Raw genomic sequence first — 19,855 nt, 5'->3', positions numbered from 1 at the left:
AATGCGCGACCGGGACTGATCTTTGCCAAACGAGGGAGTGCTTGAGTAATGACCCAGACAACCGCAGGTGCGACGTCGCATGAACTTCCGAAGGCGGCGTCCGCGCCGGTCATCGCGCAGCACGAAGCCACGCTGAAAGCGCTGCCGTTCGCCGACACCAGGGATTTCGACGACGCCGCGCGCGGCTTCCTCGGCACCATCGAGAACGCGCGCGTCACCTCGGCCCAGGGCAGGGTGGTTTGGAGCCTTGAGCCTTACAGCTTCCTCTCCGACGAGAAGGCGCCCGCGACCGTCGATCCGAGCCTGTGGCGGCAGTCGCGGCTCAACATGCATCACGGCCTGTTCGAGGTGGTGCCGGGCGTCTACCAGGTGCGCGGGCTCGACATTGCCAACATGACACTGATCGAGGGCGACAAGGGCGTCATCGTGGTCGACACACTGACCTCGATCGAGGGTGCGCGCGCCGCGATGGAACTGTACTTCCAGCATCGCGGCAAGCGGCCGGTCGCCGCCGTGATCTTCACCCATACCCACACCGACCATTGGGGCGGCGCGCGCGGCGTGCTCGACGACGCCATGCTGGCGGCGGGCGTGCCGATCATCGCGCCGAACTTCTTCATGGAGCACGCCGTCTCCGAGAATATCATCGCAGGTCCCGCGATGCTGCGCCGCGCGCAATACCAGTTCGGGCCGTTCCTCGCCAAGGGCGTGCGCGGCCAGGTCGATTGCGGTCTTGGCAAGACCATGGCGGCGGGCGGTGTGGCGCTGCTACGGCCGACCGATCTGATCATCGCGACCGGCGACAAGCGCGTGATCGATGGCGTCGAGTTCGAATTCCAGATGGCGCCGAACAGCGAAGCGCCGGCGGAGATGCATTTCTTCATTCCGCGCTACAAGCTCTTGAACCTCGCCGAGAACTGCACGCACAATTTCCACAATCTGCTGCCGTTCCGCGGCGCCGATGTGCGCGATGCGCTGGCCTGGTCGAAATATCTCGGCGAGGCGCTGCAGATGTGGGGCGGCAAGGCCGAGGCGATGTGCGGCCAGCATCATTGGCCGGTGTGGGGGCGGGAGCGGATCGACACCATGATCCGCCAGCAGCGCGACCTGTATAAATACGCGCATGACCAGACCATCCGGCTGATGAACCACGGCCTCAATGCGGCGGAGATTGCCGAGACGATCCGCCTGCCCTCAAGCCTCGAAGGCGCCTGGCACGGCCGCGGCTATTACGGTCACATCAGGCACAATGTGAAGGCGATCTACCAGAAGTACCTCGGCTGGTACGACGCCAATCCGGTCAATCTCGATTCCCTGCCGCCGGTCGAGGCCGGCAGGAAGTACGTCGAATATATGGGTGGCGCCGACGCAATCCTGAAGCGCGCCGCCGCCGATTTCGCCAAGGGTGAATTCCGCTTCGTCGCGCAGGCCGTCAGCCACCTCGTGTTCGCCGAGCCCGACAACCAGGCGGCCCGCGCATTGCTGGCCGACACGCTCGAGCAGCTCGGCTATGCCGCCGAGAGCTCGACGTGGCGCAACGCTTATCTGTTCGGTGCCCAGGAGCTGCGGCAGGGCATGCCGAAGACGCCGCCGCGCTCGCCGATGCCGCGCGAGACGCTCGCTGCGCTGCGCACCGAGCAGCTCTGGGACGTGCTCGGCGTCCGCCTCAACGGCCCCAAGGCCGAGGGCAAGCGGATCGTGCTGAACTGGAATTTTACCGATACGGGCGAGAGCTTCATCCTCAATCTCGAGAATTCTGCGCTCACCTACGTCAAGGGTGCGCAGGCGTCCGATGCGCACGCCAGCTTCACGCTGGCGCGCAGCGTGCTGGACGAGGTCATCGCCAAGCTGACCACGTTCCCGGAAGTGGTCGGTGCCGGCAAGATCAAGGCGTCCGGCGAGCCGCTGCGGCTCGGTGAGTTGATGATGCTGATGGATGAATTCCCGCGGATGTTCGAGATCGTCGAGCCGAAGCGGACGGTGGTGAGTTAGGAGAATCCTCGCCGTCATTGCGAGCGCAGCGAAGCAATCCATATCGCCGGTTGCTGAGATGTGGATTGCTTCGTCGCTTCGCTCCTCGCAATGACGGGAGAGATTTCGTCGATCCTCGTCTCAAATCCCGAGATACGCCGCCTGCACCTGCTTGTTGTTGGCGAGTTCGGCGCTCGAGCCGTGCATGATCGCGTTGCCGCTTTCCAGCACATAGGCGCGCTGCACCAGCGACAGCGCACGGCTGACATTCTGCTCGACCAAGAGGATCGCGGTGCCCATCTTGTGGATCTCGGCGATCTTCTCGAAGGTGACGTCGGTCATGACAGGCGCAAGGCCCAGCGACGGCTCGTCGAGCATCAACAGCCGCGGCTTCAGCATCAATCCGCGGCCGACCGCGACCATCTGCTGCTCGCCGCTGCTCATGGTGCCGGCGAGCTGCTTCCTGCGGTCGGCGAGCCGCGGAAAGATGCTGTAGACGAGCTCCATCGTGCGTACGCGATCCGCCTTGGCCTTCGGCGTGTAGGCGCCGATCTCGAGATTCTCCTGCACGGTCATTTCCGGAAACACCTGACGGCCTTCCGGGACGTGCGCGATGCCGAGCTCGGGAATCCGGTAGGGCGGCAGCGTCGCGAGGTCGACGCCGCCGAACGTGACCTTGCCTGCGAACAGTTTGACGAGGCCGGAGACGGCGCGCAGTGTCGTGCTCTTGCCGGCGCCGTTGGCCCCGAGCAGGCCGACGGCTTCGCCTTCGCCGACGGAGATGCTGACGTCGGTGATGGCGGGGACCGAGCCGTAGCTGGCGCTGACGCGGGAGAGCTCAAGCATGGGCGTCGCCCTGCGCCGGCGGATGCACGTAGGAGCCGAGATAGGCGCGGATCACTCCCGAATTCTCCACGATCTCCTTTGGCGTACCTCGGCGATCTTCTGGCCGTGGTCGAGCACCACGATGTGACGGGCCACCGCCATGATCGCGCGCATCACGTGCTCGACGATCACGATGGTCAGGCCGCGCGCCGAGAGTTTCTTAACCAGCGCAACCGCCTGGTCGATTTCGGCCGGGTTGAGCCCGGCCATCACCTCGTCGAGCAGCAGGATTCTCGGTTGCGTCGCCAGCGCGCGGGCCATCTCGAGCCGGCGCTGGTCGATGGTGGTGAGGTCCTTGGCCGGCGTCTGCTCCCTGGCGCCGAGGCCGACGAATTCGATCGCCTCGCGCGCGTTGTTGCGCGCGGCTGCGACATGGCGGTCGCGCAGGAACGCGCCGGTCATCACATTGGCGAGCACCGTCATCGCGCCAAACGGTTTCGCCACCTGGAAGGTGCGGGCAAGGCCGAGCGCGCAGACGTCATGCGGCCTGAGGCCCACGACCTCGTGACCGAAGGCGAGCACCGAGCCGGAGTCCGGGCGATGAAATCCCGTGATCAAATGAAAGCTCGTGGTCTTGCCGGCGCCGTTCGGCCCGATCAGCGCGACCGTCTCATTCTCCCGCACGGTGAAGCTGACGTCCTGCACCGCGCGCAGGCCGCCGAAGCGCTTGCTTAGACCCTTGACGACCAATGCTTCTGCCATCGCAACCTCAGGCGCCTGCCGGCTTGCGCCGGATGGTGCGGTGATAGATGTCGGTCGCAAACCCGATCAGCCCGGTCGGCCGCCACAGGATCACCGCCATCAGGATCAGGCTGTAGACCGTGAGCTGGATGCCGCCGACCGAACTGCCGAGCCAGCTTTGCAGCAGCGCGGAAGTGGTCTCCAGCAGCACGGTGCCGATCACGGGCCCCCACAATGTGCCGATGCCGCCGACGATCGAGACCAGCGCGGCCTCGATCGAGACGCTGAAGCTGAACGCGGTCGCGGGATCGATGAAGTTGATGTACTGGGTGTAGAAGGTGCCGGCGAGCGCGGTCAGGAACGCGCTGATCATGTAGATGTTGCGCTTGACTTTCGGCGCATTGACGCCGATCGCCTCAGCCGCGTCCTCATCCTCGCCGACCGCGAGGAGGTAGTAGCCGATCCACAGGCCGACCACGAGCAAGCCCAGCACGACGTAGTAGTACGACGACTTCTCCTCGAACTGCATCATCAGCGGCGCGCTGCCGAGATTCGGGATCGTGGTGCCTTCGGCGCCCAGGCGAAATCGCGGAATTTGAGGAAGATCAGCATCAGCACCTGGGCGGTCGCGATGGTGGCGATGGTGAAATAGGGGCCGCGCAGGCGGAAGCACAGCCAGCCGATCGGCAGGCTCGCCAGCATCGCGACCACGCCGCCCGCGATCATCCCGATCCAGGGTGAGATGCCGTAGTTCACCTGCATGATGGTCAATGTGTAGGCGCCGAGCCCGAAATAGGCGGCGTGCCCGAGCGAAAGCTGCTTGGCATAACCGCCCATCAGGTTCCAGGCGACGCCGATGAAGGAGAACAGCAGGATGCGGATGAAGATGTCGATCGCGAACGACGAGGTGACGAGCTGGGGCAGGACGAGCATGACGACGACCCCGAGCGCCAGCCATAGCCATTTCATGTTGCCGGAGGTCTGCATCAGCGGCCCCTCCTGGCGCCGAGGCCGCTCGGCCTGAAGGCAAGGGTCAACAGCAGCAGCGCGAACACCATGATCAGGCCAGAGTCCGCGCCGACGAACTGGATGCCGAGCGATTCCGCCACGCCCATCATCAGGCTAGCGACCAGCGCGCCCATCACATTGCCGAGCGTTGCGACCGGTGCGTCGCAGCAATGGCGCGACGCGCGCATGTGAGCCGTTCGCTGCATGGGAGTTGCCGTCGGATGCGGCGGTAATATTGACAATCGAATGACCCGACGGACCGGCACAGGGGTGCCGGCCGGCCCGCCGGATCATTCGATCGGCCGCTGCAACGGCTATTCGGCGCTCGCCACCAGCTTGAAGCGCGGCTTGGCTTCCATCAGGCTGCGATAGGCGGCGAGATAGTCGAGCGCCATGCGGCGCGCGGTGAAGCGGGTCTCGAACTGCTTGCGGATCGCTTCGCGGTTGAGCGTCGAAAGCCGGCCGACCGAGGAGATCGCGCTGATCTCGTCCTCGACGATGAAGCCGGTCAGGCCATCCTCGATGATCTCGGGCACCGAGCCGCGGTTATAGGCGATGACGGGCGTCCCGCAGGCCATCGCTTCGATCATCACGAGGCCGAACGGCTCCGGCCAGTCGATTGGAACCAGCAGCCCGATCGCGCCGCTGAGAAAATCCGGCTTCTCGCGGTCGCTGATCTCGCCGATGAACTCGATCAGCGGATTGTTGGTGATCAGCGGCTTGATCAACTCGTCGTAATATTCCTGGTCGGCGCGATCGACCTTGGCTGCGATCTTCAGCGGAATGCCGCAGCGGGTCGCGATCTTGATCGCGCGATCGACGCCTTTCTCCGGCGCGATGCGCCCGAGCACGGCGAGATAGGATTGCTTGGCCGGTTGCGGCGTCAGCAAATTCTCCGGCAGGCCGTGATGGATGGTGCGCACCCAGTGCGCCTGCGGCACCGGCCGCCGCTGGGCATTGGAGATCGAGATCACCGGGACCTTGGAGAAAGTGTTGAAGACGGGCTGGTGCTCCGGCAGGTCGAGCCGTCCGTGTAGCGTGGTCACGAACGGCGTCGGCTGCCGCGAGAATGCCGACCACGGATAGTAGTCGAGATGGAAATGCAGGAAGTCGAATTCGTCATCGTCGGCTTTCTGCCGCACACGCTCCAGCATCACCATGTGCAGCGCATTGGGGTCGCGGACGGAGCCGTCGAGCCGCAGTGCCTTCGGCCAGGTCGCATCGAGCTTCGCGGAGGTTTGTGAGTCGCCACTGGCGAACAACGTCACGTCATGTCCAAGTGTTACAAGTTCTTCGGTCAGCCAGTGCACGACCCGTTCGGTGCCGCCGTAGAGCTTGGGGGGAACAGCCTCCGTCAGCGGGGCAACCTGCGCGATGCGCATTTCTCCGTCTCCTCTTTGTAACGTGGGTGGATCCTCAGCCCTCTGATGGCAGCGACATGCCAAAGACGGGAACGTTCTCGCACGTGCGAGGTTCCTTAGGTGTGGGAGATCTGCCGCTTCTTTCTTCCATCACACTGTGGTCTTGCTGATGCCATCTCGTTCCAACACGTTTTTGCCGACGTTGCAAAATTGTCGCGCAGTGATGGCTGCATCATGGAATCCCACCGCCGCCCTTCACGTCATCGTGCGCGAGAGCTTCGACTAAAACTTTCTCGTTCACCTTCAACAGGTTTCGCAGGACGTCATGGACCATCTGTCAGGCTATGCGCACCGTCCCTTTCCTTTCGTGCTGCGCTATCTGCGTCGACGGCTTCCGTCGCATGTCGTGATCTTGTCGGCCGTCGTCGCGGCGGTTGCTTGCTCGGTAGGCACGCAATACGGCGTGAAGAATCTGGTCGACGCATTGTCGGCAGGACCGTCGTCCGCGAATGGCGTATGGCTGGCATTCGCCCTGCTCATGTCGCTGATCGCAGCCGACAACTTCCTGTGGCGGATCGCGAGTTGGACCGCGAGCTACACCTTCGTCAGCGTCAGCGGCGACCTTCGGCGCGATATGTTCCGCCATCTCACCGGCCACGCGCCGAGCTATTTCACGGACCGGCTACCGGGCATGCTGACCAGCCGGATCACGGCGACGTCGAACGCGGTCTACACCGTCGAGAACATGTTCGTATGGAATGTGTTGCCGCCTTGCATCGCCACCTTCGCGGCGATCACCCTGGTTGGAACCGTCAGCGTGACAATGTCAGCCGTGCTGATCCTGATCGCGGGAACCATGGTGGTGGCCATGTTCCGCATGGCGGCCGCCGGCAGACCGCTGCATGACGATTTCGCCAACAGGGCGGCGGCCGTGGACGGCGAAATGGTCGACGTCATCAACAACCTGCCGCTGGTGCGCGCGTTCTGCGGCCTCGGCTATGAGCACGACCGCTTCGATGCGACCGTCAACCGGGAACTCGTCGCGCGCGGCCGTTCCCTGCGCTATCTCGAAAAGCTTCGCCTCGTTCACGCTGCCGTGACCGTCATTCTGACGATCGCGATGTTGGCCTGGGCTCTCAATCTCTGGCAGCAGGGCCAAGCCACCACCGGCGACGTCGTGCTGGTCTGCACGCTCGGCATCTCGATCCTCAGCGCCACCCGCGATCTCGCCGTTGCGCTGGTCGACGTCACCCAGCATGTCGCCCGCCTGACCGAGGCGCTGGCGACGCTGTTGCAGCCGCATGAGCTGAAGGATCATCCGGAGGCCGAGACGCTGGTGAAGAGCGGCGCGGCAATTGCCTTCAACAATGTCTCGTTCCGCTATCCCGGCGGCCTGCAGGTGTTCGAGCGCTTCAGCCTGCGCATCCAGCCCGGCCAGCGGGTCGGCTTGGTCGGCCAGTCCGGCGGCGGCAAGTCAACACTGTTTACCCTTCTGCAGCGCTTCTACGACGTCGAGCAGGGCAACATCACAATCGACGGCCAGGACATCTCGCGCGTCACCCAGCAGAGCCTGCGCGCCGCGATCTCGGTGGTGCCGCAGGATATCTCGCTGTTCCACCGGTCGATCCTGGAGAACATCCGTTACGGCCGGCCGGACGCCACCGACGACGAGGTGCAGCGGGCGGCGATCGCGGCGCGCTGCGACTTCATCGAAGGCCTGCCCGAGGGCATGAACACCATCGTCGGCGACCGCGGCGTCAAAGTCTCCGGCGGCCAGCGCCAGCGAATCGCGATCGCGCGCGCCTTTCTGAAGGACGCGCCGATCCTGCTGCTCGACGAGGCCACCGCGGCGCTCGATGCAGACTCTGAGGAGGCGATCCGCGAGGCGTTGTCGCGACTGATGCGCGGGCGTACGGTGGTGGCGATCGCGCACCGTCTCGCGACGCTGCGCAGCTTCGACCGCGTGCTCGTGCTGCAGGGCGGCCGGATCGTCGAGGACGGTCCGCCCGATATCCTCGTGAAGGGAAGGGGTCCCTACCGCGACCTGGTCGCGCGCGAGATGGGCCGCCTCTCCACCAGCGCGGCCTGACCCCGCGTCATCAAGCGCGTTGTTGCGTTCCGGTGCGTTCGTTCGAGCCGAGATACGGGCCAAGAGTCGGGCCAAGCAAAGTCGCCAGAGGTTCAGATGGCAGCTGACGTCGTTACGCAGATCATCACTGCTCGCATCACTGAGCACGTCGCCGAATCGCCGTTCTATATTCCGATGACCGGGCCCGCGGCGCGGCCGCGGCGCTCGCTCAAGCATGACGACACCTTCATCGTGCTCGACAGCCATGGCGATATCGGCGCCTCGGCCGGCGGGCCGGACGGCTTGTTCAACGCCGATACGCGCTACCTCGCGCGGCTGGAAATGGTGCTGGAGGACGTGCAGCCGCTCCTGCTCGGTTCAAACATGCGCGACGACAATTCGGCGCTGACGGTCGATCTCACCAATTCCGACGTCTATCGCGACGGCCATCTGACCTTGCCGAAGGACACGCTGCACATCGTGCGCTCGATCTTCCTGTGGCGCGGTACCGCCTATCAGCGCATCGGTCTGCAGAACCACGGCGAACACATCGCGAGCTTCGATCTGACGCTGCTATTCGACAATGATTTTGCCGACCTGTTCGAGGTGCGCGGCGAGCGGCGGCCGCGGCGTGGCATCGGCTCGAGCAAGCTGCTCGGCCCGACCGACGTCGTGCTGGAATATTGCGGCCTCGACGAGCAGACGCGGACCACCGCGCTGCATTTCGACCCGCGGCCGACGCGGCTGTCGGTCAACGCCGCCACCTATCATTTCGACCTCGAGCCCGGCCGGGTCACGTCGCTGTTCGTGGCGGTGTCCTGCAACAAGCCGATCATGCAGAAGCCGGTGCCGTTCTTCCACGGGCTCCTGGCGCACCGCCGGGAGATGCGAAATTCGGCGGCCGGCGCGGCCAGCATCGAGACCTCGAACAACATCTTCAACGAGGTGCTGTGCCAGGCGATGGCCGATCTCAATATGCTGATGACGGAGACGCCGCAGGGCCGTTACCCCTATGCCGGCATTCCCTGGTATTCGACGACATTCGGCCGCGACGGGCTGATCACCGCGCTGCAAATGCTGTGGGTCGATCCGCGGATCGCCAAGGGCGTGTTGAAGCGGCTTGCGCTGTTCCAGGCCAAGGCGGTCGATCCGCTGTCCGATGCCGCGCCGGGCAAGATCCTGCACGAGATGCGCGGCGGCGAGATGGCCGCGCTGCGCGAGGTGCCGTTCGCGCATTACTACGGCAGCGTCGATTCGACCCCGCTGTTCGTGCTGCTCGCCGGGCTCTATCTGGAGCGCACCGGCGACGTGGAGACGTTGCGTGAGTTGTGGCCGGCGGTGGAGGCGGGGTTGCAATGGATCGACGGCCCGGGCGATCCCGATCGCGACGGCTTCATCGAGTATCAGCGCGCCACCGAGGAGGGGCTGCGGAACCAGGGCTGGAAGGACTCCTTTGACGCCATCTTCCACGCCGACGGCACGCTTGCCGAGGGCAATATCGCGCTGGCGGAAGTGCAGGGCTATGTGTTCGCCGGCAAGCAGCTTGCCGCCCGTGCGGCGCGCAAGCTTGGCTTCGCGGATAAGGCTTTGAGGCTCGATGCCGAGGCCGAGCGGCTGCGCGAGCGGTTCGAGGCGGCGTTCTGGTGCGAGGAGCTCGGCACCTATGCGCTCGCGCTCGACGGCGCCAAGCAGCCGTGCAAGGTGCGCACCTCGAATGCCGGACAGACATTGTTTTCCGGCATGGTGCGGGAGGACCGTGCGCGGCGGGTCGCCGCCGACCTGATGAGCCAGAAATTCTTCTCGGGCTGGGGCATCCGCACCGTCGCCGTAGGCGAAGCGCGATACAACCCGATGTCCTATCACGACGGCTCGATCTGGCCGCATGACAATGCGCTTATCGCACTCGGATTTGCCCGCTACGGCCTGAAGCATTCGGTCGCGCATCTGTTCAAGGGCCTGTTCGATGCCGCGAGCTATATGGAGCTGCGGCGGCTGCCCGAACTTTTCTGCGGCTTCCGCCGCGAGCGCCGGCGCGGCCCGGTGCTTTATCCGGTGGCCTGCGCTCCGCAGGCCTGGGCGAGCGCGACGCCGTTCACGCTGCTGGAGGCCGCGCTCGGGTTGGAGTTCGACATCGAGCGCGGCGAGATCCGCTTGCGCGATCCGCGGCTGCCGGAATTCCTCAACGACGTGGTGCTGCGCGACCTCAGGCTCGGCGCGTCCAGCGTCGATTTGAGGCTGCGTCGCCATGGCGACGAGGTGTCGCTCGAAGTGTTGCGCACGCGCGGCCAGATCCAGGTGTCGATCGTGCTGACGCATTGAGCGTCGTCGCGCGGTATGCGCGCGAAATCGCGGGGAGAGGAATATGCGTCCGAGGATCATGGTGATGCTGGTTGGAGCGGTGCTGCTGACATGCGCGGGTGTTCGCGCCGCCGACGACGAAGCCCAGTCAATTCAGGCGCCGCCGGCAAATCCTGCGCCGCCAGCAGCCGCTGCACCGAAGGAGCAGGCCAAAGAACCGTCCAAGGAGCCGTCGCCGCCGCCTTCAGTGACCGTGATCGGCGCGCGCGATGCGCACGGCATTCTCGGGCGCGACGTGCGCAGTTCCGCCAATGAGGACATGGGCCGTATCGTCGACGTCATCGTCGACCGCGACGGCAAGGTCCGCGCCGCCGTGATCGATTTCGGCGGCTTCCTCGGCGTCGGCAGCCGCAAGATCGTGGTCGACTGGAACGCACTGCGTTTCGCCGGCGTTTCCAGCAAGAGCGACAGCATCACGCTCGACCTGAACAAGCAGCAGGTCAGCGCTGCGCCGGAATACAAGGAAGATACGCCGCTGATCGTGCTGGGCGCGGCCGGCAGTCTCCATCCATGGGATTACGAGCATTAGGGGGCTCAAGCTGGTCGCGCGTCCGAACTCTTCTTTCGAGACGGTTGGCGACGGTCGTGGCGAGCGATCACCCGGCGGCACCAAAATTGTGCCGCTCGTGCCCGATCGGCCCGGTCCGGAGGAACCACGAGCGCCGTCGCGCGAAAGCCAGCGCGGGCTCGACTGGTTCATCTTCTTCCTGGCCGACGTGCAAACCGGCTTCGGCCCGTTCATCGCGGTCTACCTGACGACACAGAAATGGACTCAGGTCGAGATCGGCTTCGTGCTCTCGATCGGCGGCATCATCGGCCTCTTGGGCCAGGTGCCCGGCGGCGCGATCGTCGATGCGGCGCGCTCGGAGCGGGTGGTCGCGGGCTGGGCGGTGGCCGCCATCGGCGGCGCCGCGCTGGCCTACGCGCTCTGGCCGATCTTTCCGGTGGTAACGCTCGCCGCGACACTGCACGCGCTCGCAAGCTGCGTGCTGGGTCCGGCGATCGCCGCGATCAGCCTCGGCCTGGTCGGGCCGCTGGCGATCGGCGAGCGGCTCGGCCGCAATGCGCGCTTCGCTTCGCTCGGCAGCGGCTCGGCCGCGGCGCTGATGGGCGCCTGCGGCTATTTCCTGTCGAGCCGTTCGGTGTTTCTCGTGACCTTCATGCTCGCGATCCCGACATTGCTGTCGCTGGCGCGGATCCGCGAGCGCGAGATCGACATCGCGCAGGCCCATGGCGAGGTGAAGCGCGAGGTTCCCGACAAACGAGCGACCAGTATCGTCGGTCTGGTGCGACAGCGGTCGCTCTTGATCTTTGCCGGCGCGATGATGCTGTTCCAGCTCGCCAATGCCGCGATGCTGCCGCTGATGGCGGGCGTCGTGACGACACGGTCGAGCCAATGGGCGCCGGTCCTGATCGCGGCCTGCATCATCGTGCCGCAGGCGATCGTCGCATTGTGCTCGCCGTCGGTCGGCCGCAAGGCCCAGGCTTGGGGCCGGCGGCCGCTGCTCCTGATCGCCTTCGCCGCGCTCGTGATCCGCGGCCTGTTGTTCGCAACCGTCCGGGATCCCTATCTGCTGGTCATGGTGCAGATCTTCGACGGCATCACCGCGGCGATCTTCAGTGTCATGGTGCCGCTGATCGTGGCCGACGTGGCGTTCGGCAGCGGCCATTTCAACCTGGCGCAGGGCATTGTCGGAACCGCGGTCGGCATCGGCGCGTCGCTCAGCACGGTGCTGGCCGGCTATGTCAGCGACAAGCTCGGCAGCAGCACCGCCTTCATGGGCCTGGCCGGCATCGCCGCGCTAGGGCTGTTCATGATCTGGCTGGTGATGCCGGAGACGCGGCGGACGGCATGATGCAGGCAGGTTTGGCCCCGCGGCACCCTTCCTCATGCATGCGCCGTCATATATGAGTGATTTGCTGGCGGAACGAGCCGATAGTCCCGTGGATTAATCAATCCAAAATCGTGATCTGGTAGGGATCGACGCGGCGCGGGCAGGCATTTCGACCGAGGAATGGCATGGTAAATCGAGCGACGACGGCGCAAATCACCCGAGCAATGCGGCGTTGGGGGCCTCCCGCCTTTGTGACTTTCGCGGCGATGGTCACACTTGCGTCATTGACCGGCGGCGTCGCGGCAAAGCAGCAGCGCCCTGCGGAAACGGTCGAGGCGACCGCGCCGCGCGCCGCGGGCGAGCCGATCATGGCGATCGTGTCGATCAAGGCCCAGAAGGTGACCTTCTACGACGCCGACGGCTGGATCTACCGCGCGCCGGTGTCGAGCGGCGTCAAAGGACGCGAGACCCCGGCCGGCGTCTTTGCGCTAATCGAGAAGGACAAGGACCACCACTCGACGCTTTATGACGACGCCTGGATGCCGAACATGCAGCGCATCACCTGGAACGGCATCGCGCTACATGGCGGCCCGCTGCCCGGCTATGCGGCCTCGCACGGCTGCGTGCGGATGCCCTACGACTTCGCCGAGAAGCTGTTCGACAGGACCCGAATCGGAATGCGGGTAATCATCGCGCCGAACGACCCGGCGCCGGTCGATTTCACCCACCCCGCGCTGTTCGTGCCGAACGCCCAGGCCATCGCCGCTGCTCCGGCGCGTGCCGAGACGTTGTCCCGCGAAGCTGCGGACGCCGCCAAGGTGGCCGACGAGGCAAAGAAGGCGTCTGTGGCCGCGACCAAGGAAGCTGCACTGTTCACGCCGGCAGCATTGCGCAAGCTGGAAAGGGCCAAGACCCGTGCCGACGCCGAGCTTGCGTTCGCCGACAAGACGCTTGCCAATGCCAAGACCGACCAGGCCAAGGCGCGCGCCGAGGATTTGAAGCAGAAGGCCGCCGCCAAGGCCGCCGAAGCGACGACCCAGTTCGAGGCGGCTCAGGGCGACGCCAAGCCGAAGCTCGACGCCGCGGCTGCGGCGAAGGACGCCGCCAAGGCGGCCGAGACCAAGAAGGCCGACACTCAGAAGGCGGCGACCGAAGCGAAGCTCGCGCTCGAGCCGGTCTCCGTCTACATCAGCCGCGCGACGCAGAAACTTTACGTCCGGCGCAACACCCATAAGCCATGGGCTGATGGCGGCGAGGTATTCGATTCAAGCATCGAGGTTCCCGTCACGATTCGCGATCCGGACCAGCCGATCGGCACGCATATCTTCACGGCGATGGCGAAGAGCGACAGCGGCCTGCGCTGGACCGAGGTGACGATCGACGACGGTGACAACGCCAAGAACGCGCTCGACCGCGTCACCATCCCGCAGGATGTGCTGGATCGCATCGCGCCGACCGCCGTGCCGCGCTCATCGATCATCATCTCGGACGAGCCGCTGAGCGCCGAGACCAACTACCGCACCGAGTTCGTTGCCGTGCTGAGCAACCAGCCCCAGGGTGGTTTCATCACGCGCAAGCCGACCAGGCCGATGGAAACCGACGACATGGTTGCGAGCGGGGACGGGGACGGTTTCGGCTTCTTCTCTCAGCGCAGCTGGAATCCCCAGTCTGGCACCCAATACGGCTATCCCCAATACGGCAATCCTCAGGCGCCGACCCAGTACGGCTCCCCGTATTATGGCAATCCTCAGTCCGCCAATCCGCGCCGGCGCGGCGGCCAGTACTACTGGCAATCGCAACAGGACTGGTAGCAGGCCGCGGCCGAAGGATCAGACAGCACTCTGAGCGTCGGACGGCGGCGTGACGCCCCGCCGTCCGATCGCGTGAGCGCTGTTACGGGCGAGCTTCCAGGATCAGGTTGAACGGTGTTTCCGCCGCGCGGCGGAAGCGTGAGAAGCCACCCTGGCGCGCCACCTCGCGCAGCCGGGTCTCGCCGGCCTGCGCACCGAGTGCAAGCCCGACCTCCTGGTCCAGCGATGCCGGCGTGCAGATCATCGTCGACGCGGCGTAGTAGACGCGCCCGATCGGATTGAGGTTGTCCTCCAGCCGGTCGTTGGCGAACGGCTCGATCAGTATGCAGGTGCCGTCGTCGGCGAGGGTGGAGCGGGTGTGCTTGAGCGCGCCGACCGGGTCGCCCATGTCGTGCAGGCAATCGAAGAAGCACACCAGGTCATATTTGTTGGCCGGGAAGTCCTTGGCCGAGTGCGTCTGGAAATGGACGCGGTCCGACAATCCCGCCTCCTTCGCAGCCATCCGCGCCGCCTGGATCGAGCCGTCATGATAGTCGAAGCCATAGAAGGTTGATTTCGGAAACGCTTCCGCCATCAATCGCGTCGAGACGCCGTGGCCGCAGCCGACGTCAGCGACAACGGCACCCTCCTTCAGCTTGTCGACGACGCCCTCGAGTGCCGGTAGCCATTCCTGCACCAGATAGTGCTTGTAGCTGGTGCGGAAGAACCGGGCCGTGCCGCAGAACAGGCACTCGCTGCGCTTGTTCCAGCCGACGCCCTTGCCGGTCTTGAACGCGTCGGTAATTTTCGGCTCGTCGAGAAACGTCGCACCGACAAGACTTCCGACGGCGCCGAGGAAGACCGGGCTGTCCTCGTCGGCAAGCGCGAGCGCCTGCTCGGGCAGCATCGAGAACTTTCCGGTGGCGCCGTCATACTCGACGTAACCGGAGGCCGCCTGCGCGGAGAGCCATTCCTGAACGTAACGTCCGGCCGTTCCTGTCGCCTTGGCCAGCGCCGCCGCATTCATCGGTCCTTGCTGCGCGAGAGCCTTGTAGAGACCGAGCTTGTCGCCCAGCAGCATCAGCGAGGCGTTCATCGCCGCGCCGACATCGCCAATCATCTTTCCCATGAATGAATTAAGACGCTCCTCGTTGACGTCCATGATGCTGCTCCATCGCAATTGGGTTTTGCAAAAAGTCCATCATTGCCAATTTCATTTGTGCGCTATCGTCCAGGCAGAAGGCCATGGGCGCGGACATGATCGCACGAATGGGATGGGCGGCGCAGGCTGAATGTCACAAAGCAGCTGGGATACCAGCGCGGCGACATCACAAGCCCGAGAGGCGCGCGGCTTACGCCAATGCCCGCGGCATGATGAGTCGCCTGTACAGCGCGCCGTAGCAGGCGGCCGACAGATCCCAGCTGTAGGACTTGGCCATCGCGCTGGCGCGCATGGCGTTGAGGCGATCCTTGGCGCGATAGGCGTCGAACGCGCGCCTGACACCGCCGAGGAAGGATTCCGCCGATGGTTGCGCGAACAGGAAGCCGGTCTCGCCGTCGGCGATGGTCTCCGCAAGCCCGCCGGTCTGGTGGCCGATCGGCAACGAGCCGAAGCGCTGCGCATACATCTGGCTGAGGCCGCAGGGCTCGAAGCGCGACGGCATCAGGGTGAAATCGCTGCCGGCGAAGATCCGGCGCGCCTGTGCGTCGTTGAAGCCGATGATGACGCCGATCGCGTCGGGCCGGCGCCGATGCGCGGCCACCAGCGCGTCCTCGATCGCGGGCTCGCCGCTGCCGGTGACGACGATCTGTCCGCCGTCCCTGATGATCTCGTCGGCGGCCGACAGCACGAGGTCGACGCCCTTCTGATGCACCAGCCGCGCAACCAGGCCGAAGATCGGCCCGCGCGAGACCGCAAGGCCGAACTGCCGGCGGACATAGTCGGCGTTGGCCTGCTTGCCCTTCCAGTCGCCGGCGCCGAACGGCTGCGCGAGCTGTGCGCAGTGGCGCGGGTCCCAGCTCTCGTCGATGCCGTTCAGGATGCCGGTCAGCTGGTCGGCGTCGGAGCGCACGCGCAGCAGGCCCTCCAGCCCGCAGCCGAGCTCGGCGGTGGTGATCTCCCTCGCATAGGTCGCGCTGACCGTGGTCAGATGCGAGGCGTAGACGAGGCCGCCTTTGAGGAAGGACAGCTTGTCGTAGAACTCCAGCCCGTCGATGTGGAATGAGCTTTCCGGTGCGCCGATCCGCCGCAGCGAGTCCCGCGGAAACAGACCCTGATAGGCGAGATTGTGGATGGTCAGGATCGATGGAATCCGCGCCTCGCGCCATGCGAGGTAGGCGGGTGTGAGCGCGGCCTGCCAGTCGTTGGCGTGAACGAGGTCCGCTGCCCAATTCTTGTCCAGCGTTCCGGCTGCAAGTTCGGCAGCAGCGGAGGCAAAGCGGCCGAAGCGGATGTCGTTGTCGGGCCAGTCGCGGCCGGACTCATCGCCATAGGGATTGCCCGGCCGGTCGTAGAGCTGCGGACACAACAGCACGTAGACCGGCAGCCCGTCTTTGGTCGATGCGCGCCCGAGCGTGCAGGCCGGCATCTCGGCGAGGGCCTCGCATTGTCCAACGATTTCAATGTGAGTGAACTGTTCGACCACGTCCCGATAGCCGGGAAGCATGATCCTGACGTCGCTCCAGGAGCGGAGCGCCCGGGGAAGTGCAGCGGAAACGGCGCCGAGTCCGCCCACGCGGACGAAATCGTCCATCTCCGTCGTGACGAATAAGACCTTCAACAAGCGCCCTCGTTCCCGCCCGTGACAAGGCTATGCAAGATCGGGTCCAATCTGCCTTTGAGTAAAATGCAAGACGGCCCGCGGTCCCGGTCTGGACGAGACGCTTTCCTGTCAGGGTGGCTCACTTTAGGGTCTCGCGACGCCGAACAACGGAAACGACGAAGCTGGAGGAAGCCTTGGCAACGACAATAGCCGCTGACGATGAGGGGAATTTGACACGCAGCTTCGACGGCCTTCGCGTGCTCGATTTTTCGACCACGATCGCCGGACCTCATTGCACGCGGATGCTCGCCGACATGGGCGCGGAGGTGATCAAGATCGAGCCCGCCGAGGGCGAGACGATGCGGACGCGGCCGCCGGTGCGCAACCATTGCTCGACGGCGTTCGGCCAGCTCAATATCGGCAAGAACAGCCTCGTGCTCGATCTGAAGTCGCCGGCCGGCGTCGAAGCCGTGCGCCGGCTGATCGCGACCGCGGACGTGCTGGTGGAGAATTTCCGCCCCGGCGTGATGCGCCGGCTCAAGCTCGACTATGCCTCGATCCGCGACATCAATCCGAAGCTGATCTTCTGTTCGATCTCCGGCTACGGCCAGACCGGCCCATCGGCGGAATTACCGGCCTATGCGCCGGTGATCCATGCCGCTTCAGGCTACGAGATGGCGCATCTCGCCTACCAGCCGGGCCGCAGCCGGCCGGATTATTGCGGCATCTATCACGCCGACGTGTTGACCGGGGTCTACGCTTTCGGCGCGATCTCGGCGGCGCTCTATCAGCGCGGTGCCAGCGGCAAGGGCCAGCATATCGACGTCTCGATGCTGGAATCGATGCTGAGCCTGACCCTGAACGAGTTGCAGTGGTCGCAATTCGAGGTGAAGCAAACCCAGCGGCCGATGTTCGGCCCGATCGAAACCACCGATGGCTACGTGATGGTGGCGATCGCAAGTGAGAAGACGTTCCAGAACCTGATGCAGGTGATCGGCCGGCCCGAATGGGTGTCCGATCCACGCTTCGCCAAATATTCCGATCGGCGGGAGAATTGGGCTGATCTGATGGAGGGCGTCGAGGCGTGGTCGCGCTCGGTCAGCACGCAGGCCTGTCTTGCCGCGCTCAATGAATATGGCGTGCCGTCGTCGGCCTATCGCACCGTGCGCGAGGCGCTCGCCGATCCGCAAATCGCCCATCGCGGTGCACTGGCCGAGGTCGAGGACGGCGGTGGCAGCTTCAAGGTGCTCAATCTGCCGTTCCGGATGTCCGGTGCTGCGGTCGGTGCGGCAAGGCGGATGTCGACTCTCGGCGAGCACACATTATCCTATCTGAAGGAGATCGGCCTGTCCGACGACCAGATCGCGGGCTTCGCAGCGCAACCGGCAAAGACCGCGCGCAGCTAGGGCACGGTCTGTGCTCGAACGGGTCGATGAGATTGTGATGCGAGCTTACGAGATCGCATCGTGATCGCCCTGCGGCTTTTCATCCGTTTTACGGTCTTGTCGCGCGCGGCGATTCCGGACAAGCTGCCTTCCGACACACGATGATCCGGAACACCGGACGTCGCCCAATCGGGAGGGAGCATCGATGAAGCTGGCCGGGCGCGCGCGCGCAGTTGCGCGCATATTTCTTGTGGCGGGATTAGGTGCAGCGGCGTTCGCTGCACCGGCTCATGCGCAGAAGCAGGGCGGGACGCTCACCGTCGGCCAGGAACTGGACATACCGGGCTTCGACCCGCTCAAGGTCGGCGTCTATGATACATCGGCCAACACCGCGGCAGCCGCGATCTTCGACACGCTGATGACGCTCGACGAGAAGGGCCAGCCGAAGCCGAAGCTCGCGCTGTCGTGGGAGCATTCCGAGGACTTCAAGACCTGGACCATCAAGCTGCGGCCCGGCGTCAAATTCCACGACGGCACGCCGTTCAATGCGCAGGCGGTGAAGGAGAATTTCGACCGCCAGAAGGATCCGGCCAACAAGTGCCGCTGCGCGTTCTACATTACCAGCATCAAGAGCGTGGACGTCGTCGATGACCTGACGGTGCGCTACAATTTCAGCGACCCGGCGGTGAACTTCCCGGCGACGCAATCGATCCAGAGCTCCAACAACGTGATGCAGTCGCCGACCGCGTGGAAGACCAAGGGCGACGATTACAATCGCAACCCGGTCGGCACCGGTCCCTACATCCTGAAATCCTGGAACGCCGGCGACCGCATGGTGCTGGAGAAGAACCCGGACTATTGGGACAAGGGCAAGCCGTATCTCGACCGCATCATCCTCAAGCCGCTGCCGGACGCGCAGTCGCGCTTCGCCTCGCTGCAATCGGGTGAAGCCGACGTCATCTGGGACGATGAATACGACGCCGACAACATCGTCAAGGCGCAGAAGGACCAGAGCCTGACCGTGCATTCCTATGCGGGCTCCGGCGCGCAGGTCTATGCGTTCAATACCAAGGCCGCGCCGTTCGACGATGTCCGCGTGCGCCAGGCGCTGGTGATGGCACTCGACCGCAAGAAGATATCGCAGGCGATCACCAACGGTCTGGCGCGGCCGGCCACCAATCCCTATGGCGACGGCTCCTGGGTCAAGTGCAAGGACGACGGCGCGCTGCCGGAGGACGTCAACAAGGCCAAGGCCCTGCTCAAGGACTACGGCAAGCCGGTCGATTTCAAGATGATCGTATCGGCAACGCCGCGCGGCCGCACCATCGGCCAGGTGCTGCAGCAGCTCTGGAAGCGGGTCGGCGCCAACATGGAGATCGAGCAGATCGACCAGGCCACGATCGTGCCGCGCGCCTTCATGCGCCAGTTCCAGCTCACGCCGTGGCGCATCGTCGATCTCGCCGATCCCGATCCGCAGATGTACGCCAACTTCCACACCGGCAGCCCGGTGGCACTGGCGAACTTCTCCGATCCGGAGCTCGACCGGCTGCTCGAGCATGCGCGAACCACGGCCGATGTTGCCAAGCGCACCGAGGATTATTGCGCGATCAGCCGTCTCATCAACAAGGAGGCGATCTGGTTTTGGACCTTCCAGAACACCTACTACGCGATCTCGAGCGCGAAGGTGAAGGGCGTGCCGAAGATGTTCAACGGGGTGCTCGACGTCTCCTACGCCTGGAAGGAATAGCGTT

16 protein-coding genes are annotated in these 19,855 nt (G+C 64.9%); 8 read left to right on the top strand and 8 right to left on the bottom strand.

The genetic code is table 11. From position 1 onward, the window contains the following. Window positions 1–48 precede the first annotated feature (48 nt). Window positions 49–1,992, top strand: a complete 1,944-nt coding sequence (locus tag ACVW1C_RS08060; RefSeq protein WP_456757956.1) for an alkyl/aryl-sulfatase — start codon at window positions 49–51, stop codon at window positions 1,990–1,992. Window positions 1,993–2,112: 120 nt separating this feature from the next. On the opposite strand, the gene ACVW1C_RS08055 is transcribed toward ACVW1C_RS08060, so the two are convergent. From ACVW1C_RS08055 to ACVW1C_RS08030, 6 genes are all read right to left on the bottom strand, one after another. Beyond that, window positions 2,113–2,817 carry an ABC transporter ATP-binding protein gene (locus tag ACVW1C_RS08055; RefSeq protein ID WP_456757955.1) on the bottom strand — a complete coding sequence of 235 codons (705 nt, stop codon included), beginning with the start codon at window positions 2,815–2,817 and terminating at the stop codon, window positions 2,113–2,115. A gap of 51 nt (window positions 2,818–2,868) precedes the next feature. After that, window positions 2,869–3,558: an ABC transporter ATP-binding protein gene (locus tag ACVW1C_RS08050; RefSeq protein WP_456757954.1), complete on the bottom strand. Its 690-nt coding sequence runs from the start codon at window positions 3,556–3,558 to the stop codon at window positions 2,869–2,871. A 7-nt stretch (window positions 3,559–3,565) separates the two neighbouring features. Continuing rightward, window positions 3,566–4,069 carry a branched-chain amino acid ABC transporter permease gene (locus tag ACVW1C_RS08045; protein WP_456757953.1) on the bottom strand — a complete coding sequence of 168 codons (504 nt, stop codon included), beginning with the start codon at window positions 4,067–4,069 and terminating at the stop codon, window positions 3,566–3,568. Next, a complete protein-coding gene (locus ACVW1C_RS08040; protein WP_456757952.1) occupies window positions 4,069–4,524 on the bottom strand; it encodes a branched-chain amino acid ABC transporter permease in 456 nt (151 codons plus the stop codon). The genes ACVW1C_RS08045 and ACVW1C_RS08040 overlap by 1 nt, the downstream gene beginning before the upstream one ends. After that, window positions 4,524–4,751, bottom strand: coding sequence for a hypothetical protein (locus ACVW1C_RS08035; protein ID WP_456757951.1), 228 nt, complete (start codon window positions 4,749–4,751; stop codon window positions 4,524–4,526). The genes ACVW1C_RS08040 and ACVW1C_RS08035 overlap by 1 nt, the downstream gene beginning before the upstream one ends. 108 nt (window positions 4,752–4,859) lie before the next feature. Next, window positions 4,860–5,927: a glycosyltransferase family 4 protein gene (locus ACVW1C_RS08030; RefSeq protein ID WP_456757950.1), complete on the bottom strand. Its 1,068-nt coding sequence runs from the start codon at window positions 5,925–5,927 to the stop codon at window positions 4,860–4,862. A gap of 304 nt (window positions 5,928–6,231) precedes the next feature. Between ACVW1C_RS08030 and ACVW1C_RS08025 the strand changes: the two genes are divergently transcribed. The 5 genes from ACVW1C_RS08025 (at window position 6,232) to ACVW1C_RS08005 (ending at window position 13,978) form a co-directional block, all read left to right on the top strand. Next, window positions 6,232–7,995, top strand: coding sequence for an ABC transporter ATP-binding protein (locus tag ACVW1C_RS08025; RefSeq protein ID WP_456757949.1), 1,764 nt, complete (start codon window positions 6,232–6,234; stop codon window positions 7,993–7,995). 96 nt (window positions 7,996–8,091) lie between these two features. Further along, window positions 8,092–10,293: an amylo-alpha-1,6-glucosidase gene (locus ACVW1C_RS08020; RefSeq protein ID WP_456757948.1), complete on the top strand. Its 2,202-nt coding sequence runs from the start codon at window positions 8,092–8,094 to the stop codon at window positions 10,291–10,293. A gap of 43 nt (window positions 10,294–10,336) precedes the next feature. Next, entirely contained in the window at window positions 10,337–10,861 is a 525-nt protein-coding gene (locus ACVW1C_RS08015) for a PRC-barrel domain-containing protein (protein ID WP_456757947.1), read from the top strand. Between the two features lie 97 nt (window positions 10,862–10,958). Then, window positions 10,959–12,188 carry an MFS transporter gene (locus ACVW1C_RS08010; RefSeq protein ID WP_456757946.1) on the top strand — a complete coding sequence of 410 codons (1,230 nt, stop codon included), beginning with the start codon at window positions 10,959–10,961 and terminating at the stop codon, window positions 12,186–12,188. A 245-nt stretch (window positions 12,189–12,433) separates the two neighbouring features. Further along, complete coding sequence (locus tag ACVW1C_RS08005; protein WP_456757945.1) at window positions 12,434–13,978, top strand: L,D-transpeptidase family protein; 1,545 nt, start codon at window positions 12,434–12,436, stop codon at window positions 13,976–13,978. Between the two features lie 82 nt (window positions 13,979–14,060). On the opposite strand, the gene ACVW1C_RS08000 is transcribed toward ACVW1C_RS08005, so the two are convergent. After that, window positions 14,061–15,119: a class I SAM-dependent methyltransferase gene (locus tag ACVW1C_RS08000; protein ID WP_456757944.1), complete on the bottom strand. Its 1,059-nt coding sequence runs from the start codon at window positions 15,117–15,119 to the stop codon at window positions 14,061–14,063. Between the two features lie 190 nt (window positions 15,120–15,309). Beyond that, window positions 15,310–16,737 carry a glycogen synthase GlgA gene (gene glgA / locus ACVW1C_RS07995; protein WP_456757943.1) on the bottom strand — a complete coding sequence of 476 codons (1,428 nt, stop codon included), beginning with the start codon at window positions 16,735–16,737 and terminating at the stop codon, window positions 15,310–15,312. Between the two features lie 212 nt (window positions 16,738–16,949). On the opposite strand from glgA, the gene ACVW1C_RS07990 reads away from it, so the two are divergent. Then, window positions 16,950–18,125, top strand: coding sequence for a CaiB/BaiF CoA transferase family protein (locus tag ACVW1C_RS07990; RefSeq protein WP_456757942.1), 1,176 nt, complete (start codon window positions 16,950–16,952; stop codon window positions 18,123–18,125). A 184-nt stretch (window positions 18,126–18,309) separates the two neighbouring features. Beyond that, the gene (locus ACVW1C_RS07985) at window positions 18,310–19,851 is read left to right on the top strand and encodes an ABC transporter substrate-binding protein (protein ID WP_456757941.1); all 1,542 of its coding nucleotides are present in this window, start codon (window positions 18,310–18,312) and stop codon (window positions 19,849–19,851) included. The last annotated feature ends 4 nt before the right edge of the window (window positions 19,852–19,855 follow it).

This window comes from Bradyrhizobium sp. USDA 4011, assembly GCF_054063415.1.
Note: the sequence above shows the minus strand (reverse complement) of the source record. Positions and strands in the feature narration are given on the sequence as shown.